Source organism: Sphingomonas sp. DC5200-1, assembly GCF_049897245.1.
GTDB lineage: Bacteria > Pseudomonadota > Alphaproteobacteria > Sphingomonadales > Sphingomonadaceae > Sphingomonas > Sphingomonas aquatilis.
This window is the reverse complement of sequence record NZ_JAFCVW010000004.1, coordinates 169,544-196,133: the sequence shown is the minus strand read 5'-3', so window position 1 is coordinate 196,133 and position 26,590 is coordinate 169,544. Positions and strand designations below refer to the sequence as shown.

Below are 26,590 nucleotides of genomic sequence, written 5' to 3'. Positions count from 1 at the left end.
CCGTTAGTGGCCTGACGCGGGGAAGATAGGACGCTACAGGGCGGCATGCATCGGCCCGACCCCACAAGAAAAACTGTGCCTGCGCCAACGGTTCCGGTTGCCGCTACGGACACCGCGCCCGCGCTGGGCTTCGTCGCGCTGATCCTGGCCAATATCGCGCTGGCGTTCGGGCCGTGGTTCGTGCGGTTGGCCGATGTCGGGCCGGTGGCAGCCGGGTTCTGGCGGATCACGCTGGCGATCCCCTTCCTCGCCGCACTGTCGCTGGCGGCAGGCGCCCGGCCGGTGCGGATGCCGGGCGGACTGTGGCTGCTGATCGCCGTCGGCGGCGTCGCCTTCGCCGCCGATCTGGCAAGCTGGCACCTCGGCATCGTGCGCACGACGATGGCCAATGCGACGCTGTTCGGCAATTCGGCGATCCTGATCTATCCGCTGTACGGATTCCTGGTGGCGCGCGCCTGGCCATCGCGCGGACAGGGGATCGCGCTGCTGCTCGCGGCGGTCGGCGCCGGGCTGTTGATGGGCCGGTCGTATCAGGTCGATCCGCGTAACCTGGCGGGCGACCTGCTCTGCATCGTCGCCGGCATCCTCTACACCGTCTATTTCATCATGATGGCCAAGGTGCGCGAAACGATGCGACCACTGCCTGCGCTGGCGCTGGCGAGCTGCGCGACGGCGCTGCCGCTGCTCGTGTTCGCGGTGCTGCTTGGCGAGCGGGTGTGGCCGGGCCATTGGAGCGCGCTGCTCGGGCTCGCCCTCGTCAGCCAGGTCTTCGGGCAGGGCTGCATGATCTACGCATTGGGCCGCATGTCGCCGCTGATCGTCGGCATCGCGCTGCTGATCCAGCCGATCGTCGCCGGCGCGGTGGGCTGGATCGCCTATGGCGAGCGGTTGCAGGGAGCCGATTGGATCGGCGTGGCGTTGGTCGCGGTGGCGCTGGTATTGGTACGCCGCGCCGAGGTTGCACCGGCGCGCGCGCGGGCGCAGGAGATGGCGGCATGACCCAGGATACGATCGACACCAGCGACCTGACGCTCGACGAGATTCGCGTGTCGCTCGCCCCCGGCATCGCCGCCAACGCCGCCTTCGACGGCTGGGGCGACGCCGCGCGCGATATGGCGGCCGAGGCGGCGGGGATCGACCGCGACGTCGCGCGACTCGCCTTTTCCGGCGGTGCGGTCGACATGATCGATGCCTGGTTCGCGCACATCGATGCGGCCATGGCGCAGGCACTGCCGCCCGAACGCCTTGCGACGATGAAGATCCGCGAACGCATCGCGGGACTGGTCGAGTCGCGGCTGGACGCTTTGGCCCCCGATCGCGAGGCGCTGCGCCGCGCGCTGACCATCCTCGCCATGCCGCAGAATGTCGCGCGGGCGGCGAAGCTCGGCTGGCGCAGCGTCGATACGATGTGGCGCATGGCCGGCGATACCGCAACCGACTACAATCATTACACCAAGCGGACGATCCTGCTCGGCGTCTATACCGCGACGATCACGGTGTTCCTGGACGACGACAGCGAAGGGCAGGCCGACACCCGCGCGTTCCTGTCACGGCGGATCGACGGGATCATGCGGTTCGAGAAGGCCAAGGCGGGGTTCGTCAAGCGCTACGAGCACCGGCCCAGCCTGTCGCGCTTCGTCGGGCGGCTGCGCTATCCGGTGGTGTGAGCACTACTTCACCCCGGACTTGGTTCGGGGTGACGGACTGTAGGCCGCGCGTCGCGTCGCATCGCGATAGGTCGGAGACGCACCCTTTACTCGCCCCTGCGTAAATGATAATCACTCGCAGCATGGATATGTCGCGTACGCCATCCCTCGATCTCGTCTCGCTGCCCCGGCGTCAGCCGGCGACGGTGGCGGGGATCGACTGGGCGCGACTCGCTGCGCCCGAGGCGCGGCGGTTGCGCGAACTGGGTTTCGATGAGGGCGTGTCGGTCGAGGTGCTGCACCGCGCCTCGCTGGGCAACGGCCCGATCGCCTGCCGGATCGGGCGGATGACCGTCGCGCTGCGCCGCGCGGTGGCGGGAGCCGTCCACGTCGCGCTGCCGGCCGGCGCCGAATAAGCCGACGCAGACCGTGCATGCAGCCCCGCTGGTGGCGCTGGTCGGCAATCCCAATGCCGGCAAGAGCGCGCTGTTCAACGCGCTGACGGGCGCGCGGCAGAAGGTCGGCAATTATCCCGGCGTCACCGTCGAGCGCCATTCGGGCCGGCTGGTGCTGGACGATGGTCGCCCGGTTGAGTTGATCGACCTGCCCGGCGCCTACAGCCTCGAACCCTCCAGCCCCGACGAACGTGTGACGCGCGACGTCGTCACCGGCGCGAGCAGCCTCGAACGCCTGCCCGACGCGCTCGTGGTGGTGGTCGACGCGGCCAATCTCGACAACCATCTGCGCTTCACGTTGCAGCTGATCGCGCTCGGCCTGCCGGTGGTCGTCGCGCTCAACATGGTCGATCTTGCCGAACGCGACGGGCTGACGCTCGACGCGGCGGTGCTGGAGCGCGAGCTGGGCGTGCCGGTGATCGCGACCGTCGCGGTGCGCAAGCGCGGGCTGGACGGCCTGCGGGCGGCGCTGGGATCGATTCTGGTCGGCGGCGCGGCGACGCGCCTGCGCCCCTCGGATGGCAGCATCGACGACGATATCGTGACGCTGCAACGCCGCGCGCGACAGATCGCCGCGGCGGCGACGGTGTCGGAGACGGCGGGGCGGCGCTGGGCGCATGCGCTCGACGCGGTGGCACTGCACCCGGTCGCGGGGCCGCTACTGCTGGTGACGATCCTCTTCGTGATGTTCCAGGCGGTGTTCACCTGGGCGACCGTGCCCGCCGACGCGATCGATGCGGGCTTCGGCGCGCTGCAGGATACGATCAAGAGCGCGATGCCCGACGGCTTCGTCCGCTCGCTGCTGACCGACGGGCTGATCGCCGGCGTGGGCGCGGTGATCGTCTTCCTGCCGCAGATCCTGATCCTGTTCCTCTTCATCCTCGTACTCGAATCGTCGGGCTATATGGTCCGCGCGGCCTTCCTAATGGACCGGTTGATGGCGACCGTCGGCCTGTCGGGACGCGCGTTCATCCCGCTGCTGTCGAGCTTCGCCTGCGCCGTTCCCGGCATCATGGCGACGCGCGTGATTGACGACGAGAAGGACCGGTTGACCACCATCCTGATCGCGCCGCTGATGACGTGCAGCGCACGCTGGCCGGTCTACACCCTCATCATCGGCGCGATGATCCCCAACACGCCGCTGCTGCCCTTCGTGCGGTTGCAGGGCGTGGTGATGTTCGGGCTGCTCATCACGGGCATCGCCGGCGCCTATGTCGCGGCGCTGATCCTGCGGCGTACCGTCACCAAGGGCGCCTCGTCGGGCTTCATGATGGAAATGCCCAAATATCAGATGCCGCGGATGCGCGACGTCGCGCTGGGACTGTGGCAGCGCGCGGTGATCTTCCTGAAGCGTGCGGGCACGATCATCGCGGCGACGACCGTGGTGCTGTGGCTGCTGCTCAGCTTCCCCAAGCCGCCCGAGGGCAGCGGGATCAGTCCGGTCGACTATTCGGTCGCCGGCCGGATCGGCCATGGCATCGAATATGTCGTCAAGCCGATCGGCTTCAACCGCGACATCGCGCTGGCACTGCTCCCGGCGATGGCGGCGCGTGAGGTCGCGGTGTCGGCGATCGGCACGGTCTATGCGATCGACGACAAGGACGGCAGCGGCACCGACCGCATCACCGACCAGATTCGCGGCCGCTGGACGCTGCCGACCGCGCTCGCCTTCCTGATGTGGTTCGTCTTCGCACCGCAGTGCATCAGCACGATCGCCGTGACCCGACGCGAGACGAACGGGTGGAAGTGGCCGTTGTTCATGGTTGGCTATTTGTTTGCTGCCGCCTACATCATGGCCGGACTCACATACTGGCTGGCGGTGTTCGCCGGCCTCTAGGCATTTCGGGGCATTTCATGGCGGGCAGCGTCAACAAGGTCATTCTGGTCGGCAACCTGGGGCGCGACCCCGAAAGCCGCAGCTTCCAGAACGGCGGCAAGGTGGTCAACCTGCGCATCGCCACGTCCGAATCGTGGAAGGACCGCAACAGCGGCGAGCGCAAGGAAAAGACCGAATGGCATTCGGTCGCGATCTTCAACGAAGGCCTCGCCAACGTCGCCGAGCGGTTCCTGCGCAAGGGATCGAAGGTCTATATCGAGGGCCAGCTCCAGACCCGCAAATGGCAAGACCAGAACGGTCAGGATAAATATTCGACCGAGATCGTGCTGCAGGGCTTCAACAGCGTGCTGACCATGCTCGACGGTCCCAATGGCGGCCAGGGCGGCGGCGGCGGTGGCGGCCGTAGCGGTGGCGGCAACGACTGGGGCGGCGGCGACGATTTCGGTGGCGGATCGAGCGGCAGCTACGGCGGCGGCAGCCGCGGCGGTTCGTCTGGTGGGGCATCCGGCGGCGGCCGTGGTGGCTTCGGCGGCGGGCAGAGTGGTGGTCCGGGCGGCGGCTTCGCCGACGATCTCGACGACGACGTGCCGTTCTGAGCCGTCGTTCAGCGATGACACCCGTCTGTGAACCGGCGAGCGAGACGCGCCGGGCCGAAGCTCTCGCCGCGCACGACCCGCAGTCGCTGCGCGACGATGCCGCGCTCAGCCGGATCACGGACTTTGCCGCGGCCCTGTGCGACGCGCCGATCGCGCTGATCAGCCTGGTCGAGGCGACGCGCCAGACCTTCCTGTCGCACACCGGCGTCGACATGACCGAAACGCCGCGCGACACGTCCTTCTGTGCGTTCGCCATGATGGAACACGGCATCACCGTGGTGCCGGACGCGACGCGCGATACGCGCTTTTCCGCCATGTCCCTGGTGACGGGTGAGGCGCACATCCGCTTCTATGCCGGCGCACCTCTGGTCGCCGACGACGGCGTGCCGCTGGGGTCGCTGTGCGTGCTCGACACCCGGCCACGGCCCGAGGGGCTGACCCCGCTGCAACGGCAAGGGCTGGAAACGCTGGCGGAGGCGGTGATGGCCCGGCTGCGCGACAGCCGCGATGCCGCCACGTGGCGCCGCACCGATCGCGACACGCGCCAACGCCTGTCCGACAGCGAGGATCGCTTCCGCACGCTGGCCGACACCATGCCGCAGATGGTGTGGTCGACGCTGCCCGACGGATTCCACGATTATTACAACGCGCGCTGGTACGAATTTACCGGCGTGCCGGACGGATCGACCGATGGCGAGGGATGGAACGACATGTTCCATCCCGACGATCAGGCCCGCGCATGGGAGATATGGCGCCACTCGCTGGAAACGGGCGCGCCGTATCAGATCGAATATCGCCTGCGCCATGCCGACGGCACCTATCGCTGGGTCCTGGGCCGAGCCCTGCCGATCCGCGACACGGACGGGCAGATCACGCGCTGGTTCGGCACCTGTACCGACATCCACGAACAGAAACTGGCGCTACACGAGCGCGAACTGATCAGCCAGGAACTGTCGCACCGGATCAAGAACATCTTCTCGGTGATCTCCGGCCTGATTTCGTTCGCGGCGCGCGCGCGACCCGAGTTCGCGCCGGCCGCCGCCGATCTGCGTGACCGGATCATCGCGCTGGGGCGCGCCCATGATTTCGTACGGCCACACAGCCCCAACTCGCGGCCCGCGATGCAGCAGAATTCGCTGCACGGCCTGCTCAGCGAGTTGTTCGAACCCTATCGGCGTGGGGACTATCAGCCGATCACGGTCAGCGGCGATGCGGTCACGATCGACGATCGCTCGGCCACCCCGCTCGCGCTGCTGTTTCACGAGCTCGCCACCAATGCGATGAAATATGGCGCGCTGTCGAGCGAGGACGGTGCCGTCGACGTCACCGTCGCGCGCGACGACGCGGACGTCGTGCTGTGCTGGAGCGAACGCGGCGGCCCCTCGGTCGCCGCGCCGGATGGGCCGCACGGTTTCGGCAGCCAGCTGATCGAACTGTCCGCCGTGCGGCAGCTTGGCGGGGTGGTGACGCGCGAATGGAAGGCCGAGGGACTGGTCGTGACGGTCCGCGTGCCGATCGCGACGCTGAACCGCGCTTAGGCCTGACGGCTCGAATCGAGCAGGACGATATCGTCGTTGGCGGCGGGTGACCGCCCCTCCGCCGCAAGAGCCGCCGCAGCGAGGATCGCCGATTCACTGAACGGTTTGCGGATATAGCCCAGCGCGCAGTCACGCCCGCAATCGATCTGTGCCGGATTGGCGGTGACGAAGACGACTTTCACGCCATAATCGCGCGCGATCTGTTCCGCTATACGCGGGCCGGTCGGCCCGTCGCGCAGGTTGACATCGACGAAGGCGAAGCCGCAACCCGGTGCCGCCTGTAACGCACTTTCCGCATCCGCGGCGATGCCGGCGACCTGATAGCCACCATCAACCAGGATACGCTCCAGGTCGAGGGCGACAAAAATCTCATCCTCGACGATTAGTGCGGTTTTGGTCATCATCCATCCTGGCTCGGAGCCGAGAAACCGCTTTCACATAGGTTTGTTCCGAACCGCACAGGTTTATGTCCGATACGGACGTGCGCCGTCAACGCCGCAACAGAAAAACCGCATGCTGTGCCAGCAGGTTGGCCGCTGCCGAACTGCGTTGCCGGTCACCCGACAGAAACCATGCCCCCTCCACGGTCACGCCGCGCGCTTTCAGGAAGGCGCGGAAGTCGTCGATTGTGACGTGATGGATGTTGGGGGTGTCATACCATTGTTCGGGCAACTGCCGCGTCACCGGCATCCGCCCACCCCACAGCAGCGACAGGCGGATGCGCCATTGCGCGAAATTGGGGAAGCTGACGAAGGCGCGACGGCCGATGCGGAGCAGATGATCGAGCACGACGTCAGGTGCTCGCGCGGTCTGCAGCGTCTGGCTGAGGATCGCATAGTCGAAGCTGCGATCGGGATAGGCGGCCAGATCGATATCGGCGTCGCCCTGGATCACCGACAGCCCGCGCCCCACCGCCGCCGCGACATTGCCGGCGTCCAACTCCAGCCCGCGCGCGTCGCACCCGCGCTGGTCGCGCAGCGCAGCCATCAATGCGCCGTCGCCGCAGCCGATGTCGAGCACGCGCGATCCCTGCGCGACATGGCCGGCGATGACGGCGAGGTCGGGGCGCAGCGTCATGACGCCGCCTTCAACAGCGCGGCGGCCGCGGGCGACAGACGCTCCATAAAGCGATCGGGGCGGAGCAGCGCGTGGAAGCCGAGCGCCTCGTACACGCCGTGCGCGTCGGCGGTGACGAGGCCGATGCGGCGGATGCCGGCAAAGGCGGGATGGTCGACGAACCAGCCGACCATGCGCCGCCCCAGCCCCTGCCCCCGCGCCGCTTCGTCGACCCAGACATCGGCGATCCAGGCGAAGGTCGCGTGATCGGTGATCGCGCGGGCGAAACCCACCTGCTCGCCGCCAGCGTAAGCGCCCAGGCAGTGCGAGCCGGCGATGGCGCGTTCGAGCAGCGAGCGCTCGATCCCCGGCGACCAATAGCTCGACGCGAGCCAGCCATGGATGCGCGCGATATCGAGCCGGTCCTTGTTGTCGTCGAGGTCGATCCCAAGGTCCATCATCGCCCGCCTTTCAGGAAACCGTCGATCACGCGGTTCATCTCCGGCGCGTCGAGCAGGAAGGCGTCGTGGCCATAGGGGCTGGACAGCTCGACAAAGCTGACCGGTGCGCCGGCAGCGTTGAGCGCGGCGACGATGTTGCGCGATTCCTGCGTCGGATACAGCCAGTCGGTATCGAAACTGACCAGGCAGAAGCGCGTCGCCGGCCCTCGGAAGGCGTTGGCGAGCAGGCCGCCATGTTCCTCGGCCAAATCAAAATAATCGAGCGCGCGGGTGATGTAGAGATAGCTGTTGGCGTCGAACCGGTCGACGAAGGCGAGGCCCTGATGGCGCAGATAGCTTTCGACCTGGAAATCGGCGTCGAAGCCGAAGCTCTTGGCGCCGTCCTGCTTACCCGGGCGCGCTTGCAGGCGGCGGCCGAACTTTTCGGTGAGGCCAGCTTCGGACAGATAGGTGATGTGCGCGGCCATGCGCGCGACGGCGAGGCCGGCGGCGGGGGGATCGCCATCGTAATAGTCGCCGCCGCGCCATTTGGGATCGGCCATGATCGCCTGGCGGCCGACCTCATGGAAGGCGATGTTTTGCGCAGAGTGGCGGGCAGTCGAGGCGATGACGATCGCCGCGGCGACGCGATCCGGGAAGGTCGCCGCCCAGCTGAGCGCCTGCATGCCCCCCATCGAGCCGCCGACGACGGCCTTCAACCGTGCGACGCCGAGATGGTCGAGCAGCATCGCCTGCGCACGCACCATGTCGCGGATGGTGATGACCGGGAAGGCCATGCCCCAGGGGCGCCCCGTCGCAGGATTGATGCTCGCCGGACCGGACGACCCCATACAGCTGCCGATGACGTTCGAACAGATGACGAAATCGCGCGCCGGGTCGATCGGCTTGCCCGGGCCGACGAGGCGGGTCCACCAGCCGGGCTTGCCGGTGCGCGGATGCGTCGAGGCGACGTGCTGATCGCCGGTCAACGCGTGGCAGATCAGGATCGCATTGCCGCCATCGGCGTCGAGCGTGCCATAGGTTTCGTAGGCGATCTCGACCGGCGACAGCAACGTGCCGCCATCGAGGCGCAGCGGCCCCGGCAGCGTCGCCTGTCGCCCGCAGCCGAACCGCATATCCTCGCTCATGGGCGCATCGCTACGGCGGGGCGCGCGTGGAAGCAAGTTGTCAACGTCGGCGCCGCCCCGCTAAGGCTCGCGGCCATGTCGGACACCACAACCGCCCCCGCCCCGAAGCCCTGGATCCTGGGCATCGCCCCCTACATCCCCGGTCGTGCGACCAGCGAGGATGGCCGCAAGGTCGTCAAGCTGTCGTCGAACGAGAATCCGTTCGGCACGCCCGAGGGCGCGCGGGCGGCGTATCGCGACGCGGCGGGGCATCTGGAGCGCTATCCCGACGCCGCCGCGGTCGATCTGCGCGGCGCGCTCGCCAGCCATTACGGCGTCGAGGCGGAGCGACTGATCTATGGCACCGGGTCGGACGAGGTGTTGCACCTGGCCGCCGGCACCTTCGCCGGGCCGGGCGACGAGATCATCCACGTCCGCTATGGCTTTGCGGTGTATGAGATTGCGACGCGGCGCGTCGGCGCGACGCCGGTGATCGTCGCCGATCGCGACTATGCGACCGATGTCGATGCGATCCTGGCCGCGGTGACCGAGAAGACCAAGGTCGTGTTCGTCGCCAACCCGAACAATCCGACGGGCACCTATTCCACCCGCGAGGAGATCGCGCGGCTTCACGCCGGGCTGCCCAAGTCGGTGCTGCTGGTACTCGACCAGGCCTATACCGAATATTTGGAGCCCGAGGACGACGACGGCGGGCTGGAGCTGGCGCGCACGCAGTCCAACGTGCTGGTAACGCGCACCTTCTCCAAAATTTTCGGCCTCGCGTCCGAGCGGGTGGGCTGGGGCTATGCGTCGGCGGAGATCATCAACGCCATGCACCGCATCCGCGCACCCTTCGCGTTCAGCATCGGGGCGCAGGCCGCCGCGACCGCGGCGCTGAACGATGCGGCCTTCGTCGCGCACAGCCGCGAACACAATCGCCAGTGGCGCGGGTGGTTCAGCGAACAGGTCGACGCACTGCCGGGCCTGCGCGCGGTGCCGAGCAAGGCCAATTTCGTGCTCGTGCTGTTCGAGGGCGGCCTCTCCGCCAAGGACGCGTACAAGGCGCTGATGGCGGCGGGCTATGCAACGCGCTGGCTACCCGGCCAAGGGCTGCCCCATGGCCTGCGCATCACGATCGGCACCGAAGAGGAAATGCGCGCGGTGGTCGATGTGCTGCGCGCCGAGGTGGAAAAGGCGGGCTGATGCTGCCCTTCGCGCGCGTCACGATCATCGGGCTGGGGCTGATCGGCTCGTCGGTGGCGCGCGCGGTGCGGGCCACGATGCCGACGGTGCGGATCACCGGTTACGACGCCTCGCCCGAGGTGCGCGCCATCGCGGAGCGGATCGAGCTCGCCGACGATATCGCCGATACCGCGGGCGCGGCAGTGATCGATGCCGACCTCGTGATGCTGTGCGTGCCGGTCGGCGCGATGGGTGCGGTAGCGGCGGAATTCGCCGACGACCTGCCCGCCGATGCGATCGTCAGCGACGTGGGCGGGTCGAAGGAGAGCGTGCTCGCCGCGCTGCGCGCCGTGTTGCCGGAGGCGACGATCGTGCCCGGCCATCCGGTCGCCGGCACCGAGCATAGCGGGCCCGAGGCGGGCTTTGCGACGCTGTTCCGCGGGCGCTGGTGCATTCTGACCCCCGAAGAGGGCATGGCAGAAGCGCCAACGCTGCGGCTGCGCGCCTTCTGGGAGGCGCTCGGCGCGCAGGTCGAGGTGATGACGCCCAAGCATCACGACCTGGTGCTGGCGGTGACCAGCCATGTGCCGCACCTGATCGCCTATTCGATCGTCGGCACCGCGAGCGACCTGGAAGAGGTGACGCAGAGCGAGGTCATAAAATTTTCGGCCGGCGGCTTCCGCGACTTCACCCGCATCGCCGCGTCCGACCCGACGATGTGGCGCGACGTGTTCCTGAACAATCGCGAGGCGGTGCTGGAGATCCTGCAACGGCTGACCGAGGACGTGACGATGCTGCAACGCGCGATCCGGTGGGGCGACGGCGACCAGTTGTTCGACCTGTTCACCCGGACGCGCGCGATCCGCCGGTCGATCATCGAACAGGGGCAGGACGACGCCAAGCCGGATTTCGGGCGGAGCCACTGAGCGTTCCAATTACGGCGACGTGGACACCATGAACAGCTGAACAGAACCGTTCGAGGCCTATCGTTTCGGTTTCTGTCGGGACGGGACAGAGCTATCGTCCGTCATTGCGAGCGTAGCGAAGCAATGACGAGTTGGGGGATGTAGCCGGCAACCCGATCCTACACGTCCAGCACGTTGATCGCCGCATAAACCCGCGCCTCGATCTCGTCGCGGGGCAGGCCGGCGGGGATGACGTCGCCGATGCGGATCGTCACCGTGCCGGGGCGCTTGGGCCCGTGCCGGGGCCAGACGCGGCCCGTGTCCAGCGCGATCGGCACGCACGGCATGCCTAGCGCCCGGTAGAGGCCGGCGAAACCCGATTGCAGCGGCGGCCGCTCACCCGGCGCGACGCGCGTGCCCTCGGGATAGATCAGGATCGAGCGGCCTTCCGCCTTCAGCGCCTTGGCATCGCGCATCATCGATCGCAGCGCGGTCGCCGACGCCTCGCGATCGGCGACGATGCCGCCATATCGCAGCGCCGCCCAGCCCCAGAACGGGATGCGGCTGAGTTCGCGCTTGATGACCATCGCCGGGCCGCCGAGCAGCAATTGCAGCTCCAGCGTTTCGAACATCGCCTGATGCTTGGCGGCGTAGAAGACGGGCCCTGCCGGGCGCTGCCCCTCCACGACGACGCGGATGCCCATGATGGTACGGTAGAGCAGCCGGTGCATCCGCGCCCAGAGATGCGCGTGCCGCATCACCGCGCGCCGGCCGAACAGCGCAGAGATGGGCACCGCGAGCACGATCGGCACCGACAGGCCGTAGAAGAACAGCGAAAACAGCAACGTGCGCAGGCGATTCATGCCCCGATCCCCAGCCACAGCGCGACGCGGCGCAGCAGCAGCTTGTTATATTCGTTGACGAGCGTGCCGAGCCGCGGCGTGCTGGGCACGCCATCCCCCATCACGATGACGCCCGGCCCCAGCACCGCCGCCAGCTCCATCCGTGCGCGCGGCACATGCCAGTCGGAGGTGACGAGGCGGACGGTACGATAGCCGTGGGTCTTTACCCAGGCGGCGGTTTCCTCGGCGTTCGAGCGCGTATCGACGGCATCGGCGCCCAGATCGATGCAGCAGGCAAAGAGCTTTGGCGAGGTGTGATAGGTACGGGCGAGGTCGATCGGCCGCACGCCGGGCGCGACGCCGGTGACGAGCATCCGCCGCGCCTGCCTGGCCTGCAGCAGCGCGATGCCGCGATCGATCCGCCCCGCGCCGCCGGTCGGCACGACGATCGCATCGGTGGTGTTGCCGGTGAGCGGCGGCGGCAGCAGCAGCATGAAGGCGGCAAAGCCCAGGCACCAGCCGAGCGCGGCGAACCCCATCAGCCGCACGATCATAGCAGGCGCCCCGTCACAGGATGCGCCTGAGGGCGGCCACGATCGTGACCCGCGCGATGACGGTCGCGAGCAGGACGAAGCCGACCGGCAGCAGGACCAGCAACGCCCAGTCGCTGAAGGACAAGGTGATGCCGCTGAGCAATTGCGACCCCAGCGCCGCGACGCGCGTGGCGAGGAACAGCAGCATGGCGAGCGCGGCGACGCTGCCCGCGACTCCGCCGATCGCCGCATCGAGCGCGAGGCGGCGCTGGAACAGGCGCGCGACCTGCACGTCGGTTGCGCCGAGCATATGCATCACCTCGATCGTCGCGCGATGCGTCTCCAGCCCGGCACGTGCGGCAAGCACCACCACCGCGCCGGTCGCCGCCAGCATCAGTGCGACGAGGCCGAGCGCGAGCCAGGTCAGCGTGTCGAGGAAGCTGCCGACCGGCGACATCCAGCGCTGGTGCCGGTCGATCCGCGCCGTCGCGCTGATATCGTGGACCGCCGCGACGATCCGGCCGGCATCGGCGCCGTCAGCGAGATCGACGTCGATCATCGCGGGTACGGGCAGGTCGGGATCGGCGTCGCTGCGCCCCAGCCACGGTTCGAGCAGACGTATCAGCTCGGCACGCGGCACCGGCGTCGCTCGGCGCACGTCGGGCAGCGCGCGCAGCACGGCGAGGATCCGTGCGGCGACCGCGTCGCGCGCGACCGGGCTGCCATCGACCACCTGCACCGTCAGCCGCCCGGCGAGCTGGCGTTCGAGCGCCGTCGCCGACTGGCGCGTGCCGAGGCCGAGCGCGGCGGCAAGCAGGGTGAGGAACAGCATGATCGCCATCACCCCCGTCATCGCGCGAAAGCCGCCCGCCTCGTCCAGCACGCGGCGGTCGGCGCGATTGGTGCCTCCGGTGCTCATACCAGCCCCTTCAGCGTCGGCGGATAGCGGAGCGAGCCGGTGGGATCGAGCAGCTGCCCCTTGTCGAGCCGCATCATCTGCGCCCCCGCGACGCGGCTGAGCAGGTGCAGGTCGTGCGTGGCGACGACGACGGTGGTGCCCAGTTTGTTGAGCGATTCGAACAGATGGATCAGGCGATCGGCCATGTCGGGATCGACGTTGCCGGTCGGTTCGTCCGCCACCAGCACTTCCGGGCGGCCGATCACCGCGCGGGCGATGGCGACGCGCTGCTGCTCGCCGCCCGACAGCGTCGCAGGCCGCGCACCGGCACGGTCGGCCAGCCCGACCCAGGCGAGCATTTCGCGCACCGGCTGTTCGATATCGGCTTCCTCCACCCCGGCGACGCGCAGGGGCAGCGCGATATTGTCCCAGGCGGACAGGTGCGGGACCAACCGGAAATCCTGGAAGACGACGCCGATACGGCGGCGAAATCCGGGCAGGCGCGCGCGCGGCATCGTCACCGCATCCTCCCCGAACAGGCGGATGATGCCGCGGCTGGGGCGCTGCGCGAGGTAGAGAAGCTTCAGCAGCGAGGTCTTGCCGGCGCCGCTTGCCCCGGTCAGGAAATAAAAGGCGCCGCTGGTCAGCGTGAAGCTGATGTCGGACAGTGTTTCCTGCCCGGTGCCGTACCGCAGCCCAACATTTTCGAACTGCACGATATTTGCCATGCGCCTGGCCGCAACCGCTCCATCTAGGTGCCAAGGGCCGTCAGCGGCCGTGTTCGATCAAGCCTTCGCATGGCGACGCCGCGGCTTCAAGCTTGCCACGCAGGCGGCGCACGTGCTTACAATCGCCGCCATCCCGCGGAGGTCTCTTCCCCGCACGGCCATCTGTCGTAAAGCGTCGCGCATGATCCTCGAATGTCCCGAATGCAGCACCCGCTATCTGGTGCCCGACAGCGCGATCGGGGTGGAGGGCCGCACCGTGCGCTGCGCCAATTGCCGGCACAGCTGGTTCCAGGAACCGCCGGTGCCCGAGGAGGAAGCGCTTGCCGCGCCCCCGCCCCCTCCCCCTCCCCCTCCTCCGCCGCCGCCCGTCATGGCGGACCAGCCGCGCTTCGACCTGCCCGATGCGCCCGACGAGGAGGCGCCGCCACCGTTCCTGGAGCCCGCGGTGCTGCCGGGGGCGCGCGTCGCCGCGCCCGAGCCCGTCGTTGCCGCGCCGGACTATGACGCCTTCGCGCATCGCCCGCCGTTCCGGCCGCGCCGCAACGCGCTGCGCCGTTGGACGGTGATCGCGGTGCTGGTCGGGCTGCTGCTGATCGCCGGGATCGGCGCGATCCTGTTCGTCGGTGCGCCGGGGCTGCTCGCGCGCGTCGGCCTGCCGGTCGGCACCGACGAATCGCCGCTGCGGCTGAAGGACAATCCGATCGAGCGGCGCGAGCTGGAAAACGGATCCGAACTGTTCGCGGTCAGCGGGCAGATCACCAATCCGTCGTCCGAAAAGCAGCGCGTGCCGGATATCCGCGCCGAGCTGCGCGATGCCCAGGGCCGCATCGTCTACAGCTGGACGATCAATCCGCAGCAGCGGACGCTGAACCCGGGTGCGTCGATCGACTTCAATTCGGCCAAGCTGGACGTGCCGTCCAATTCGAAGCGGCTGGAGCTCAGCTTTGCCGGCGAAGCCGCCAACCCATAAGCGCGAACCGGCCGCCGTGCAGCACCGCGGCGGCCACCATGCCGAGGCCCGACGCCCAGACCAGCGCCATCGGCCCCATCCCCTGATGCACCAGCCACCAGCCCAAGCCGCCTGACACAATGAAATAGGCGAGGATGCTGTTGACCCCCGCCGCCACCTGATCGCCGAGGCTGCGCAAGGCGTACATCAGCACGACCTGGATACCGTCGAAGACGATGAACGGCGCCCAGACCGCCAACATCGCGGTGCCGAGGACATGGACGGGTGCCGTTGCCGGGAACAGCGCGACGATTCCCGGCGCGGTCGCCCGTAAGATCAGCATCAGCAGGCCGAGCGCACCGATCGCCAGCCCGACCGCGATCAGCGTGCGAGGGATGGCGGCGGCCGGCTGCCCCTCCCCCACCGCATTGCCCGCACGCACCCCCGCCGCCGATCCCAGTCCGATCGCGATGGCGAAGGTGACGTTGTGGATCGAAAAGACGATCTGAAAGGCATGGGCGGCGACGTCGCCCAATTGCGTCGACAGCGCGATCAGGATCGAAAAGCCGGCAAGCTCCAGCCCCGAGGCGATCGCGGGGACGAGGCCGAAGGCGGCGAGCGCCACGACACCGCGCGGCACGCCGGCCCAGGCGGCACGGTCGGTGCGCCGCACCTCACGCTCCCGGGCGCGCGGCAGGGTGAGTGCGCTCGCCACCATTCCGGCGGCGCCGAGCAGCGAAGCGATGCTGGTCGCGAGCGCCGCCCCCACCGCCCCCAATGCCGGCAGGCCGAGATGCCCTGCCGACAGCGCCCAGGCGAGCACGGCGTTGACCGGCAGCACCGACAGATTGACCGCGGCGACGCGGCCGGGGCGGCTGACCCCTTCGAGGAAGAAGGCGGCAGCGACGTTCACCAGCTGGAACGGAAAGGCGATGGCAAAGGCGCGGACGACGCGCGCGCTTTCGTCGATCCGGTCCGCCGCGACGCCGACCAGCGCGAGCAGGGGTTCGGCGGCAACCAGGAACAGCCCGCCGATCGCGACGCCGAGCAGCAGCCCCAGCACCAGCCCTTCGCGCAGCACGCCGCCGGTGCGCGGCAGGTCGCCCGCGCCGTCGGCGCGCGAGGCCATCACCAGCACGCCCGACAGCCACGAAAGGCCGGCGACGATGCCGACGAAGCCCAGCGCGCGGCTGGCGCCCAGCGCCGCCACCTCTTCGGTGGCGACGAGACCGACGACCATCACGTCGGTCACCTGCAGCAGCGTCCAGTTGAGGCTGGTCAGCACCACCGGCCAGGCGAGCGCCAGCAGGCGCCGGGTTTCGCCATGGGTCGAAAGAGCTTGGCGGACCGTCATGGCCCCGCGCTACCGGAGTGGGCAGGCCGCGAAAACGAAAAAGGGGCGCTTGCGGAGCATGAAACGCTTTGCTAGGGGCCTGCGCCTGCCAGATGCCGGCTCCGCCCGGTATTCTCATCACGTGCGGCCGTGGCGGAATTGGTAGACGCGCAACGTTGAGGTCGTTGTGGGCGAAAGCCCGTGGAAGTTCGAGTCTTCTCGGCCGCACCACTTTTCGAAAAAATCGCAGAACGCCCGTCGGTCAGGCGGCGCCCAGCCGGCGCAGATAGGCGCGGACCGCGGTCTGGCCGGTGTCGCTGAGCGAGACCTCCATGCGCCGCCGGTCGTGCGGATCGATGACGCGATCGACCAGCTTCAGCTTGTGCAGATGATCGATCCAGCGCTGCGACGTGGTAACGGGCGTGTGCGCGGTGCCGACCAGCGCCTTGACGTTCAGCGTCCGCCGCTCCTCATGCGCGACGAACAGCGCGAGCAGCATGTCCCACGCGGGCTCGTGGAACAATTCGGCCGGAAAGTGATCGAAACGCGCCATGCGCTGCGCCAACAATTGCTTGGCGAGCTCGCGCGCATCGGGTGCCGCCGCCGCCTCGTCGCGGCTCGGCCGGTCGTGCGTTTCGTCGCCGGTATCGCCATACGCGAGCCGATCCGCGCGCGCGCCAAATTCACTGGCGATGGCCGACAATTGTGCCGTCAGGTCCTTGACCAGCCCGGCAATGGATTCCCCCGCCATCCGGCGCCCCCCAATGCGTTAATTGTCGAACGGAAATCTATGCGACATCCATCGGGAAACACAAGAAATTCTCGGAGAATTCCATTACCCCCGATGCGACCGAAACGCACCAATCGCCATTTTATCGTGAGGCATGCATCCATTTCGGCGGCGACGCGTTCTTGCCTGTCGTTCGCCGTTTCGGCGGACGTGTGAAGGACCCCGGTGCCGCTCCCCCCTTACGCCTGCCTGCGCGCCATCGGTACGGCCGTGCCCGCGAACGATATCCACGATGCCTTCATCGGCTGGGCCAAGGCCCAGGTCGAGCCGCGCCATGCCACGCTGTTCGATCGCATGGCTGCGCGCGCCGGTATCTCGCATCGCTGGTCGGTCCTGCCGGGCAGCGCAGGACGCAGCCCCGTCGATGCGGGCGGATTCTATGCGGACGCGCTGCCCGGTACGGCGGCGCGGATGGCGGTGTATGCCGAAGCCGCGCCGGCGCTGGCCCTCGCCGCGATCGACGATCTGGCGACGCGCGTGGAGCTCGATGGCATCACCCATCTGGTCGTGGCGAGCTGCACCGGCTTCGTCGCGCCGGGAATCGACCAGATCATCGCCGCGCGGCTGGGCCTGCCGACCGCGGAGCGGCTGCTGATCGGCTTCATGGGTTGCTATGCCGCAGTGGTCGCGTTGCGCACCGCGCGGCATATCGTCCGGTCCGACCCCGCCGCCCGCGTGCTGGTGGTGACGGTGGAGCTGTCGACGCTGCATCTGCAGGCGACGCACGAGATCGAGCCGCTGCTCGCCATGCTGCAATTCGGCGATGGTGCCGCCGCGGCGCTGGTGACGGGCGCCGATGCGGAGACGCAGGGGCTGATGCTGGAGGCGCCCTTTGCCGCGACGCTGCCCGACAGCGAGGCGCTGATCCGCTGGAATATCACCGACACGGGCTTTGCGATGCACCTGGACGGGGCGGTGCCGGGACGCATCGCCACCGCGCTGCACGATCCCGCGCTGGTCGCGACGCTGACCGACGGGGCGCCGGCGCAGGACCTGTTCTGGGCGGTGCATGCCGGCGGACGATCGATCCTGGATGCCGTGCAGGGCGCGCTGGCGCTCGACGGCACCGCGCTGGCGGCGTCGCGCGCGGTGCTGAGCGACAATGGCAACATGTCGTCGGCGACGCTGATGTTCGTGCTGGCCCGCCTGCTCGCCGCGCCGCCCGCGGTGGATCAGGGTGTCGCACTCGCCTTCGGTCCCGGGCTTGCCGCCGAAGGATTGCGGCTGCGGTTCGTGGCATGACGCTCGCCACCCGTGCCCAGGCGGACGAACTGATGGACGCGGACGATCTGCCCGCGGACGTCTATGCCGCGGTGGTCGCCGACCTTGCCCGCGTCAACGTCGTCACGATGGCGGCGCGACCGACGTTGCGCTTCCTGGCGCGGGCCGCGCGCGGCGCCGACCGGCTGCGCATCCTCGACGTCGGGTTCGGCGACGGCGACATGCTGCGGCGGATCGCGCGCTGGGCGGCGAAGCGGCGGCTGCCGGTCGAGCTGGTCGGCGTCGACCTCAACCCGCGCAGCGAGGCGGCCGCCCGCGCGCATACCCCACCCGAACTGCCGATCCGCTGGATCACCGGCGATTATGCCGATCTGGCGGGCGGCGGATGGGACGTGATCCTGTCGAGCCTGGTCGCGCACCATATGACGCATGATCAGCTGATCGCCTTCCTGCGCTTCATGGAGGCCGAAGCGACGCGTGGCTGGCTGGTCAACGACCTGCATCGGCACGGTTTCGCGCATGCGGGCTTCCCGCTGCTTGCGCGCATCGCGCGCTGGCATCCGATCGTGCGGCACGACGGGACGCTGTCGATCGCGCGCTCCTATCGGCCGGCCGAATGGCCACCCCTGCTCGCAGAGGCGGGTATCTCCCATGCGCGGGTGTTCCGCGCCTTCCCCTTCCGGCTATGCGTCGAACGGCTGCGCTGATCGTCGGCGGCGGGCCGGCCGGATCGGCCGCAGCGATCCGCCTGGCGCGCGGTGGCGTGACGCCGCTGCTGCTCGAGCGGCATGCGGCCGCGGATGCCCTGTGCGGCGGTTTCGTGAGTTGGCGAACGCTCGATCGGCTGAAGGAACTGGGTATCGACGCCGATGCGCTCAACCGCGATCGGCTGACCGAGGTGGTGCTGTTCGCGGGCCAGCGCGTACGGACCGCACGCCTGCCCCGCCCCGCCGTCGGCGTGTCACGGCGGCGGCTCGACACCTTGCTCCGCGAACAGGCGCAGGCGAGCGGCGCGGGACTGGAAACCGGCGTCACCGTGCGCCGGGTAGAGGGCGATGCGGTGTGGCTGGACGACGGCTGCCCGCTGCGCGGCGACGCGCTGTTCCTCGCCACCGGCAAGCACGACCTGCGCGGCCTCGCCCGGCCGGCGGAGGCGCGCGGCACGGACCCGACGTTGGGCGTGCGCGTACGGCTGGGCCCGGCACCCGCGCTGGAGCAGGCGCTGCGCGGGCGGATCGAGCTGCACCTGTTCGACCGCGGCTATGCCGGCATCGCCTTGCAGGAGGATGGCAGCGCCAATCTGTGCATGGCGGTCCACCGGTCGCGTCTGCACGAGGCGGGCAGCCTGCCCGCGCTGCTGGACGCCTTGGGCGCGGCGCATCCGCGGTTGGGCGAGCGGCTCGGCTATCGCGCGTCGGATGCGCCGATCGATGCGATCGCCAACGTGCCCTATGGCTGGCGCGAGCGCGGCGGCGCGGCGGGGCTGTTCCGACTGGGTGACCAGGCGGGCGTCATCCCCAGCCTGGCCGGCGAAGGCATGGGCATCGCGCTGGCGAGCGGGATCAGCGCCGCGGACGCGTGCCTGCGCGACGGCCCCGCCGGATCGGCGGCGTGGCAGGCGCGGTTCGCGCGGCAGCTGATCCGGCCGATGGCGGTCGCAGGCGCGATCCGGACGCTGGCGGAGCGGCGCTGGGCCGCGCTGGGTGTGGCGTTGGCGCCGCCCGGGCTCATCGGACTGATCGCCAGCGCGACGCGGGTGGCGGGCTGAGCCGCCACCGGTCGCAGCGTCCGCGCAAATCGGCGCGGCACGATGCGCGCGTGCTTGTGACCCGCCCCGGAAGCGCGTAATCGCGAGCGCCTCCATGGCTCGTGCGCGCACCTCCCGCTCCGCTCCCGCCCCCCGCTCTCGTTGGCGCCGGCGGATCGTCGTTACCCTCCAGATTCTGATCGGTCTCGGCATCCTCGCCTTCGGCGCGCTGGTGATCGCGGTCTATGTCGCACGCTCGCAGTTGCCGAGCTTCGACGAGCTGAAAAGCTCGCCCAACGGCCAGATGATCCGCGTCCATGCCGCCGACGGCAGCATCATCGCCTCGCTGGGGCCGAGCTATGGCGAATGGCTGCCCTATGCGCAGATCCCCAGGATCATGCGGCAGGCGACCGTCGCGGTCGAGGATCGCCGGTTCCGCGGGCATCCGGGCGTCGACCCGATCGGCATCGCGCGGTCGGTGCAGGTCCGCTTCGAACGCGGGCGCTGGGTGCAGGGCGGGTCGACGATCACGCAGCAGCTGGCGCGCAACGTCTTCCTGAACAACCAGAAGAAGTTCGGGCGCAAATTCCGCGAATGGATCCTGGCGCTCGCGCTGGAACGCAAGTTCAGCAAGGACGAGATCCTCGAGCTGTACCTCAACAAGATGTACTACGGCGGCGGCACCTATGGCATCGACGCCGCGAGCCGGAAGTTCTTCGGCCATGGCGCGAATCACCTGAGCATCGGCGAGGCCGCGGTGATCGCCGGGCTGGTGAAGGCGCCGTCCAATTACTCGCCCACCGCCGATGCCGAGGCCGCGCGCGGCCGCGCCGGGGTGGTGCTGCAACAGATGGTGCGCGCAGGCGACATCACCGAGGCGCAGGCGCAGGCGGCGGACGTCGCCGACCTGAAGCTGACGCCCGAACGCCAGCAGAACAGCGCGCGCTACTTTACCGACTGGGCGCTGCCGCAGCTCGATACGCTGATCGACGAGACCAGCGCGCCGCTGGAGGTGTGGACGACGCTGGACCCCGCGATGCAGCGCGAGGCCGATGCGGCGATTCGCGCCAATGCGCCGAACGGCGTGCAGGGCGCGCTCGTCAGCCTGGATCGCGATGGCGGCGTGCGCGCGATGGTCGGCGGCAAGGATTACGTCACCTCGATCTACAACCGCGCGACGCAGGCGGTGCGCCAGCCGGGATCGGCGTTCAAGCTGTTCGTCTATCTCGCCGCGCTGGAGGCCGGGCATAAGCCCGAGGATACGATCGTCGACGAACCCGTAACGATCGACGGGTGGAGCCCGCGCAACGATTCGCGCCGCAATTCGGGGCCGGTCAGTCTGCGCACCGCCTTCGCCTATTCGCTGAATACGGTGGCGGCGAAGCTGGGGCAGGAAGTGGGCTTTTCCACTATCGCCGCGATGGCGCGCCGCTTCGGCATCACGACGCCGATCAACACGCATCCCGCGATGGTGCTGGGCACCAGCGACGTGCGGCTGATCGACATGACCAGCGCCTTCGCCAGCGTCGCCAACAAGGGCGTCGCGGTGACGCCGTACGGCATCACCCGCGTCACCGCGAACGGCCAGACGATCTACAGCCACGAGGTGGATCGCAGCCGCGTGCTCGTCGCGCCCTATGTCGCGGCCGAGATGATCGACCTGTTACAGACCGCGGTGAATACCGGCACCGGCCGCGCCGCGCAGATCGGCCGGCCGGTCGCGGGCAAGACCGGCACCACCACCTCGCTGAAGGATGGCTGGTTCCTGGGCTTCTCGAGCGGGCTTACCACCGGCGTGTGGATGGGCCGCGACGACGCCAAGCCCGTCGCCGGGCTGCACGGCGGCACCGCGCCGGCCAAGGCATGGGCGGCGTTCATGAAGCCCGCCACCGCCAACCGGCCGATCGAGCAGTTCGATACGCAGGTGACGCTGCCCGACTGGCAGCTGGAGCCGGATGAGGAGGCCTATTACGGTCAGCCCGACGATGGCTCTGCGGGCGCGCCGATGGTCGACCCGGATGGCAATCCGCTGCCGCAGGCGCCGCGCGAAAGCGACCCGCAGGCGCAGGGCGAACCGGCGGACGGCGGCGCCCCGGACACGCCGCCGCAGCAGCAGCTCAACGACCTGATCGATCGCGTGACCGGCCGCGATGCGCCGTCGCGCGATCCAGCGCCGCGTGATGGCGTGCGGGACGGGCAGCGTGCGCCCTCCGCCACCGCTCCGTCGCGGCAGGGCCCGCCGCCGCGCGATGGCTATCTGCCGCCGCGCGCGCCGCTACAGCGCCCGGTTCAGGACGATCGCCCGACCCAGTGAAGCCCTGCACCCTGCGTGCGCAGCCAGGCGCGTGCCGGCGTCGGATCGCCGTCGTACAGCTGCGCGACGAGCGCATGGAAGGCGGGCGAGTGGTTCATGTGGACGCGGTGCGCGACCTCATGCGCCACCGTCGCGCGGCGCACCCAGCCCGGCGCCAGGATCAACCGCCAGCTGTAGCGGATGACGCCGTCGACGGCGCAGCTGCCCCAGCGCCCGCGCGCATCGCCGATCGCGACCTTCGTCACGATCACGCCGGCCTTGGCGGCAAAATAGGCCGTGTCGTCAGCCAATTGGGTTAGCGCGGTGCGCTTCAGCCACGTCTCGACGCGGCGCGGCAGCGTGTCGAGTGGGCCGGATAGCGACAGCGTGTCGCCCACCACTTCGACCCGGCGGCGGCTACCCGGCTGCCAGTCGATCGTCAGCGGCCGGTCGGCGACGGTCAGCACCATGCCCGGCGCATAGGGCCGCGCCACCGGCAGACGCGCCTGCTGCTCCGCGATCCACTCCGTCTTGCCACGCGCCCAGGCGAGCGCGGGCTTCAACGCGGCGCGGCGCGGCAACACCAGCCGCGCGCGGCCGCTCGCCGGATCGATCGACAGGCGCACGCGCCGCGCGGTGGGATGGCGGACGACCTCGAACGGGTCGCTCACAGCTCGCGATCGACGATATGGTTTTCGAGGTCGCCGACATCGTCCTCGCTGACCGTCCAACCGCGCACCGAGATGCCGGCGGTGTGGACCGTCTCGCGATCGCCGCTGATCAGATAATGCCAGTCGCGCAACGGCTCGCCCGCCGCGCGCAGGCGGTAGGCGCAGGTGCTGGGCAGCCAGTCGATGTCGCGGACGTTGCCCGCGGTCAGCCGCACGCATTCGGGCACATAGGCGCGGCGATGCTTGTAGTCGGAGCAAAAGCCGGTGCGGCGGTTCAAGAGCCGGCAGGCGACGTTGGTCGGCACGACCTCGCCCGTATCCTCGTCCTCCAGCTTGTGGATGCAGCATTTGCCACAGCCGTCGCACAGAGCCTCCCATTGGCCGCGATCGAGCTGCTCGATCGGCAGCTCCCAGAATTTATTCATCTCGCCCAGCGCTTGATCTCGTCGGCCACGGCTTGCGGCCCCTTGTCCGACGGCAGCAGCGCGAGCGGCTTGCCGTCCGGGCTCATCAGATAGGTGGCGCGGCTGTGATTCACCAGATAGCCGCCACCGGGCTGCGCTTCGCCCTTGCCGGCGAACACGCCATAGGCCTGCGACACTGCGGTGATCTGGGCGGGCGTGCCGGTCAGCCCGACCATCTGCGGCGAAAAGGCGGAGACGAAGCTTTTCAGGACCTTGGGCGTGTCGCGTTCGGGATCGACGCTGACGAAGATCGGTACGATCCGCTTGGCGAGATCGGGATCGCTCTTGGCGAGCAACGCCACGCCCTTGCCGATCGCCGCCGCATCGGTGGGGCAGACATCGGGGCAATAGGTGTAGCCGAAATACATGATGCGGTATTTGCCCGCGAAATCGCGGTCGGTGACGGTGCGGCCGTCCTGATTGACTAGACTGAACGGCCCGCCGATCTTCGCGCCGGCAAGCGGCGGCGCCGTAGTGGCTGCGGGCTGGCAGGCGGCCACCGCCAGAGCGGCGGCGGGCACGGCGAGGCGGGCGAGGCGCAGAATGTTCATGACCGTGGCAGCTGTGATCTGTTACCGGTGCGCCCGCAAGTCTTGTCCAAGGGACCTACGATGATCCGCCGCCCTTTCCTGCTCGCCCTCAGCCTCGCCGCCGCCGTGATCACCCCCGCCGCCGCGCAGCAACAGTCCGAAAGCTACAAATTCCTGCAGGCGATCGAGAAGGAGGACGGCAAGACCGTCACCACGATGATCGAAACGCCGGGCAGCACGATCATCAACACCAAATCGCCCACCACCGGCCGCGGCGCGCTGCACGACCTGACGAGTCATTCGGGCAATCTCTACATGCAGTATCTGCTGCAGCATAAGGCCGATCCCAACATCCGCGATGCCAAGGGTAATACGCCGCTGGCGCTGGCGGTGATGGCCGGACGCGACGATCTGGTCGACCTGCTGCTGATGTTCAAGGCGAACCCCAATCTCGCCAATTCGTCGGGCCAGACGCCGCTGATCCTGGCGGTGAACACCCGCAACGAAGGCATCGCGCGCACGCTCATCAACAAGGGCGCCGACCCCGACCAGACGGACAATCTCGCCGGTCTTTCGGCGCGCGACTATGCGGTGCGCGATTCGCGCAATCCGGCGATGGTGGCGCTGTTCAAGGATGCGCCGAAGAAGGTGCGCGCGCAGGTGTCCGGCCCGCGGCTGTAACACGGTCCGACCTCTGCGGGGTTGCACGATCCTCCCCCGCCAGGGGGAGGAATGATCGGTGCCACGGCGCAGGGCCGGCATGACGGGGTGGATTAAAGGCCCAACAGTCGTGCGACCTCGGTGAAGTCGTGCGCGATCGCCTGGACGCCCAGCGCCTTCAGCCGCGCGTCGTGGCCGATGGCGCAATGCGTGCCGGCGCACAGGCCGATGACGTGGCCGCCGGACGCGACCGCGCCGGTGGCGCCGACCGGGGAGTCCTCGAGGATCGCGCACGCCTCGATCGGCACGCCGATCGCCGCAGCGCCATGCCAATAGAGGTCGGGCGCGGGCTTGCCGCGGGTCACGTGCTCGCGGCCGCTGTAGATATGGTCTCCGAACGCGTCGGCGAGCCCGATATGGTCGAGGTGGCGGCGGATCCAGCGCGTCGGGCTGGACGAGACGACCGCGCGCGGCAGATCAGCGGGTAGCGAGCGCACGAAGGCGACGGCACCGGCCACCGCATCGATCCCCTCCGCCATCGCGCGCGCATCCTCCGCGTCCCGCGCCGCGTCGAAGCTTGCGGGGATCGGGCCGCCGATCCACGCCTCGATCGCCGTACGGAAATCGGGGCCGGCGAGCCCCATGAAATTCGCCATCGAATCTGCGGGGGTCGTCGGATAGCCCGCGTCGGTGAGCCATTCGGCAAGCTGGCGGTTGCCGGCGAATTCGCTCTCGATCAGCACGCCGTCGAAGTCGAACAACAGGCCACGCGGCGTCATGCGGCGGCTCCGCCACGCGCGCCGAACAAGGCGCTGCCGACGCGGACGTGCGTCGCCCCGATCGTCACCGCGGTCGGATAATCGGACGACATGCCCATGCTGAGCCCGGTCAGGCCAGCCTCGCGCGCCAGCTTGGCGAGAAGCGCGAAATAGGGTGCGGGCTCGACGTCCGCGGGCGGAATGCACATCAGTCCGACGATCGGCAGACCGGCAGCGCGCGCCTGATCGAGCAGGGCGGGCAGATCGGCGATGGCGCAGCCGCCCTTCTGGTCTTCCGCGCCGATATTGACCTGCACGAAACAGTCGGGCCGGCGGCCGGTCTTCGCCATCGCCTTGCCCAACGCCTCGACCAGCGACGGGCGATCCACCGAATGGATCGCGTCGAACAGCGCGACCGCGTCGTCGGCCTTGTTCGACTGGAGCTGGCCGATCAGGTGGAGCGACACGCCCGGATAGGCCGCGCGCAGCGTCGGCCATTTCTCCGCCGCCTCGGCAACGCGATTTTCGCCGAAGACGCGATGGCCTTCGTCGAGCAGCGGGCGGATCACATCGGCGTCGTGCGTCTTGGAGACGGCGATCAGCGTCACCGCCTCCGCCTTCCGGCCGGCGATGTGCGCGGCTTGGGCGATGGCGGTGGTGACATTGTGGAGAGCGGAGGGCGCAGGCGGGGACAGGGTGTCGGCGGTCATGACGCTCGCTATAGCGGGGTGGTGGCCGATCTGAACCGCAATCTGTCTCCCCGCCGTCATGCGTGGCTGATGACCGACGAACGCATCGGTGCGGCGCTGCTGCCCGCGATCCGCGCGCTGCCGCCTGGCGCTGGCGTGGTGTTCCGCCATTACGGCCTGCCGCGAGGCGAGCGGCACCGGCTGTTCCTGACGGTGCGGCGGCTGGCGGCGGCACGCCAGTTGCGGATCAGTGCGGCCGGCGGGATGCCGGGCGTCGGGTCGCATGGCGGTCGGCGGGCCCTCACCCATGCAGCACATGACCGGCGCGAGGCGATTCGCGGTATCCGCGCGGGGGCTGCGTACCTGTTCGTGTCGCCGGTCTTTGCCACCCGGTCGCATCCGGGTGCGCGGACGCTGGGTGTGCGGCGAGCGGCGGGTATCGGACGAGGGCTTGGCGGCGGCCGTGTCGCGCTCGGCGGGATGACGGGCGCACGCTGGTTGGCGATCCGCCGCTATGGCTTCGATGGCTGGGCGGCGATCGATGGGCTGATGCCGGGCAGGCGCTAATCGACCCCTTTTGCCGTCATTGCGAGCGTAGCGACGCAATGACGGGGGACAATGTTTCGATTAGCCGCAGTGTGCTGCTGCTGCGCGCGCTCGCCAGGAGATCCCAGCCTTTGCTGCGTGACGTGTGGTCAGGTC

Annotated in this window: 30 protein-coding genes and 1 tRNA gene; 16 read left to right on the top strand and 15 right to left on the bottom strand. The window is 69.1% G+C overall.

Annotated features, from left to right (window positions below; translation table 11 throughout):
• Positions 1–45: 45 nt before the first annotated feature.
• The 6 genes from ACP7A3_RS09990 to ACP7A3_RS09965 all read left to right on the top strand — a co-directional run bounded on the left by ACP7A3_RS09990 (position 46) and on the right by ACP7A3_RS09965 (position 6,072).
• Positions 46–999, top strand: a complete 954-nt coding sequence (locus ACP7A3_RS09990) for a DMT family transporter (RefSeq protein WP_426255477.1) — start codon at positions 46–48, stop codon at positions 997–999.
• Complete coding sequence (locus ACP7A3_RS09985) at positions 996–1,667, top strand: COQ9 family protein (protein ID WP_426255476.1); 672 nt, start codon at positions 996–998, stop codon at positions 1,665–1,667. Before ACP7A3_RS09990 ends, ACP7A3_RS09985 begins: the two co-directional genes overlap by 4 nt.
• A gap of 122 nt (positions 1,668–1,789) precedes the next feature.
• Positions 1,790–2,062 (top strand): FeoA family protein, encoded by a 273-nt coding sequence (locus ACP7A3_RS09980; protein WP_063686980.1) that lies wholly within the window; start codon positions 1,790–1,792, stop codon positions 2,060–2,062.
• Positions 2,063–2,075: 13 nt separating this feature from the next.
• On the top strand, positions 2,076–3,938 hold the full coding sequence (gene feoB, locus ACP7A3_RS09975; RefSeq protein ID WP_426255475.1) for a ferrous iron transporter B: 1,863 nt from the start codon (positions 2,076–2,078) through the stop codon (positions 3,936–3,938).
• Positions 3,939–3,955: 17 nt separating this feature from the next.
• The gene (gene ssb, locus ACP7A3_RS09970; RefSeq protein ID WP_426255474.1) at positions 3,956–4,534 is read left to right on the top strand and encodes a single-stranded DNA-binding protein; all 579 of its coding nucleotides are present in this window, start codon (positions 3,956–3,958) and stop codon (positions 4,532–4,534) included.
• 14 nt (positions 4,535–4,548) lie between these two features.
• Positions 4,549–6,072: a sensor histidine kinase gene (locus tag ACP7A3_RS09965; RefSeq protein ID WP_426255473.1), complete on the top strand. Its 1,524-nt coding sequence runs from the start codon at positions 4,549–4,551 to the stop codon at positions 6,070–6,072.
• Here ACP7A3_RS09965 and ACP7A3_RS09960 read toward each other — a convergent pair.
• The 4 genes from ACP7A3_RS09960 to metX form a co-directional block, all read right to left on the bottom strand.
• On the bottom strand, positions 6,069–6,476 hold the full coding sequence (locus tag ACP7A3_RS09960) for a response regulator (RefSeq protein WP_017980476.1): 408 nt from the start codon (positions 6,474–6,476) through the stop codon (positions 6,069–6,071). The two genes, ACP7A3_RS09965 and ACP7A3_RS09960, sit on opposite strands and share 4 nt — an antisense overlap.
• An 85-nt stretch (positions 6,477–6,561) precedes the next feature.
• Positions 6,562–7,149 (bottom strand): methionine biosynthesis protein MetW, encoded by a 588-nt coding sequence (metW, locus tag ACP7A3_RS09955; RefSeq protein ID WP_244057242.1) that lies wholly within the window; start codon positions 7,147–7,149, stop codon positions 6,562–6,564.
• Complete coding sequence (locus ACP7A3_RS09950) at positions 7,146–7,586, bottom strand: GNAT family N-acetyltransferase (protein WP_426255660.1); 441 nt, start codon at positions 7,584–7,586, stop codon at positions 7,146–7,148. The genes metW and ACP7A3_RS09950 overlap by 4 nt, the downstream gene beginning before the upstream one ends.
• Positions 7,586–8,716 (bottom strand): homoserine O-acetyltransferase MetX, encoded by a 1,131-nt coding sequence (gene metX, locus ACP7A3_RS09945; protein ID WP_426255472.1) that lies wholly within the window; start codon positions 8,714–8,716, stop codon positions 7,586–7,588. Before metX ends, ACP7A3_RS09950 begins: the two co-directional genes overlap by 1 nt.
• A gap of 75 nt (positions 8,717–8,791) precedes the next feature.
• Between metX and hisC the strand changes: the two genes are divergently transcribed.
• Together hisC and ACP7A3_RS09935 are read left to right on the top strand one after the other, a co-directional pair.
• Positions 8,792–9,898 (top strand): histidinol-phosphate transaminase, encoded by a 1,107-nt coding sequence (gene hisC, locus ACP7A3_RS09940; protein WP_426255471.1) that lies wholly within the window; start codon positions 8,792–8,794, stop codon positions 9,896–9,898.
• On the top strand, positions 9,898–10,803 hold the full coding sequence (locus tag ACP7A3_RS09935) for a prephenate/arogenate dehydrogenase family protein (RefSeq protein WP_426255470.1): 906 nt from the start codon (positions 9,898–9,900) through the stop codon (positions 10,801–10,803). The genes hisC and ACP7A3_RS09935 overlap by 1 nt, the downstream gene beginning before the upstream one ends.
• A 158-nt stretch (positions 10,804–10,961) precedes the next feature.
• Here the strand turns inward: ACP7A3_RS09935 and ACP7A3_RS09930 are convergent, their stop codons facing one another.
• The 4 genes from ACP7A3_RS09930 to ftsE are packed head-to-tail and all read right to left on the bottom strand — an operon-like array spanning position 10,962 to position 13,783.
• Positions 10,962–11,645, bottom strand: coding sequence for a lysophospholipid acyltransferase family protein (locus ACP7A3_RS09930; RefSeq protein WP_426255469.1), 684 nt, complete (start codon positions 11,643–11,645; stop codon positions 10,962–10,964).
• Complete coding sequence (locus ACP7A3_RS09925; protein WP_017980483.1) at positions 11,642–12,178, bottom strand: YdcF family protein; 537 nt, start codon at positions 12,176–12,178, stop codon at positions 11,642–11,644. Before ACP7A3_RS09925 ends, ACP7A3_RS09930 begins: the two co-directional genes overlap by 4 nt.
• Positions 12,179–12,191: 13 nt before the next feature.
• A complete protein-coding gene (locus ACP7A3_RS09920) occupies positions 12,192–13,076 on the bottom strand; it encodes a cell division protein FtsX (RefSeq protein ID WP_426255468.1) in 885 nt (294 codons plus the stop codon).
• Positions 13,073–13,783, bottom strand: a complete 711-nt coding sequence (ftsE, locus tag ACP7A3_RS09915; protein WP_426255467.1) for a cell division ATP-binding protein FtsE — start codon at positions 13,781–13,783, stop codon at positions 13,073–13,075. The genes ACP7A3_RS09920 and ftsE overlap by 4 nt, the downstream gene beginning before the upstream one ends.
• A 181-nt stretch (positions 13,784–13,964) precedes the next feature.
• Between ftsE and ACP7A3_RS09910 the strand changes: the two genes are divergently transcribed.
• On the top strand, positions 13,965–14,753 hold the full coding sequence (locus tag ACP7A3_RS09910) for an MJ0042-type zinc finger domain-containing protein (protein WP_426255466.1): 789 nt from the start codon (positions 13,965–13,967) through the stop codon (positions 14,751–14,753).
• Here ACP7A3_RS09910 and ACP7A3_RS09905 read toward each other — a convergent pair.
• Complete coding sequence (locus ACP7A3_RS09905; RefSeq protein ID WP_426255465.1) at positions 14,722–16,086, bottom strand: MATE family efflux transporter; 1,365 nt, start codon at positions 16,084–16,086, stop codon at positions 14,722–14,724. The genes ACP7A3_RS09910 and ACP7A3_RS09905 overlap by 32 nt on opposite strands.
• A 123-nt stretch (positions 16,087–16,209) precedes the next feature.
• Here ACP7A3_RS09905 and ACP7A3_RS09900 point away from each other — a divergent pair.
• Positions 16,210–16,296 (top strand) — tRNA-Leu (locus tag ACP7A3_RS09900).
• 31 nt (positions 16,297–16,327) lie between these two features.
• Here ACP7A3_RS09900 and ACP7A3_RS09895 read toward each other — a convergent pair.
• Entirely contained in the window at positions 16,328–16,816 is a 489-nt protein-coding gene (locus ACP7A3_RS09895; RefSeq protein ID WP_426255464.1) for a hypothetical protein, read from the bottom strand.
• A gap of 204 nt (positions 16,817–17,020) precedes the next feature.
• Between ACP7A3_RS09895 and ACP7A3_RS09890 the strand changes: the two genes are divergently transcribed.
• The 4 genes from ACP7A3_RS09890 to ACP7A3_RS09875 all read left to right on the top strand — a co-directional run bounded on the left by ACP7A3_RS09890 (position 17,021) and on the right by ACP7A3_RS09875 (position 22,137).
• Positions 17,021–18,097, top strand: a complete 1,077-nt coding sequence (locus ACP7A3_RS09890; RefSeq protein WP_426255463.1) for a type III polyketide synthase — start codon at positions 17,021–17,023, stop codon at positions 18,095–18,097.
• Positions 18,094–18,783: a methyltransferase domain-containing protein gene (locus ACP7A3_RS09885; RefSeq protein WP_294218253.1), complete on the top strand. Its 690-nt coding sequence runs from the start codon at positions 18,094–18,096 to the stop codon at positions 18,781–18,783. The genes ACP7A3_RS09890 and ACP7A3_RS09885 overlap by 4 nt, the downstream gene beginning before the upstream one ends.
• A complete protein-coding gene (locus ACP7A3_RS09880) occupies positions 18,762–19,844 on the top strand; it encodes an NAD(P)/FAD-dependent oxidoreductase (protein ID WP_426255462.1) in 1,083 nt (360 codons plus the stop codon). Before ACP7A3_RS09885 ends, ACP7A3_RS09880 begins: the two co-directional genes overlap by 22 nt.
• A gap of 94 nt (positions 19,845–19,938) precedes the next feature.
• Positions 19,939–22,137, top strand: a complete 2,199-nt coding sequence (locus tag ACP7A3_RS09875; RefSeq protein WP_294313794.1) for a transglycosylase domain-containing protein — start codon at positions 19,939–19,941, stop codon at positions 22,135–22,137.
• Here ACP7A3_RS09875 and ACP7A3_RS09870 read toward each other — a convergent pair.
• Genes ACP7A3_RS09870 through ACP7A3_RS09860 form a run of 3 tightly spaced genes read right to left on the bottom strand, consistent with a single transcriptional unit; the run spans position 22,113 to position 23,802 of the window.
• A complete protein-coding gene (locus ACP7A3_RS09870; protein ID WP_426255461.1) occupies positions 22,113–22,787 on the bottom strand; it encodes a M48 family metallopeptidase in 675 nt (224 codons plus the stop codon). The two genes, ACP7A3_RS09875 and ACP7A3_RS09870, sit on opposite strands and share 25 nt — an antisense overlap.
• A complete protein-coding gene (locus tag ACP7A3_RS09865; protein WP_043061080.1) occupies positions 22,784–23,212 on the bottom strand; it encodes a YcgN family cysteine cluster protein in 429 nt (142 codons plus the stop codon). Before ACP7A3_RS09865 ends, ACP7A3_RS09870 begins: the two co-directional genes overlap by 4 nt.
• Entirely contained in the window at positions 23,209–23,802 is a 594-nt protein-coding gene (locus tag ACP7A3_RS09860; protein ID WP_426255460.1) for an SCO family protein, read from the bottom strand. Before ACP7A3_RS09860 ends, ACP7A3_RS09865 begins: the two co-directional genes overlap by 4 nt.
• Positions 23,803–23,862: 60 nt before the next feature.
• On the opposite strand from ACP7A3_RS09860, the gene ACP7A3_RS09855 reads away from it, so the two are divergent.
• Positions 23,863–24,462, top strand: coding sequence for an ankyrin repeat domain-containing protein (locus ACP7A3_RS09855; RefSeq protein ID WP_017980496.1), 600 nt, complete (start codon positions 23,863–23,865; stop codon positions 24,460–24,462).
• 92 nt (positions 24,463–24,554) lie between these two features.
• Here the strand turns inward: ACP7A3_RS09855 and ACP7A3_RS09850 are convergent, their stop codons facing one another.
• Positions 24,555–25,220: an HAD family hydrolase gene (locus ACP7A3_RS09850; protein WP_426255459.1), complete on the bottom strand. Its 666-nt coding sequence runs from the start codon at positions 25,218–25,220 to the stop codon at positions 24,555–24,557.
• Positions 25,217–25,909: a YggS family pyridoxal phosphate-dependent enzyme gene (locus ACP7A3_RS09845; RefSeq protein ID WP_426255458.1), complete on the bottom strand. Its 693-nt coding sequence runs from the start codon at positions 25,907–25,909 to the stop codon at positions 25,217–25,219. Before ACP7A3_RS09845 ends, ACP7A3_RS09850 begins: the two co-directional genes overlap by 4 nt.
• A gap of 69 nt (positions 25,910–25,978) precedes the next feature.
• Here ACP7A3_RS09845 and ACP7A3_RS09840 point away from each other — a divergent pair, with 69 nt between their 5' ends.
• Positions 25,979–26,455: a thiamine phosphate synthase gene (locus tag ACP7A3_RS09840; protein ID WP_426257143.1), complete on the top strand. Its 477-nt coding sequence runs from the start codon at positions 25,979–25,981 to the stop codon at positions 26,453–26,455.
• Positions 26,456–26,590 lie beyond the last annotated feature (135 nt).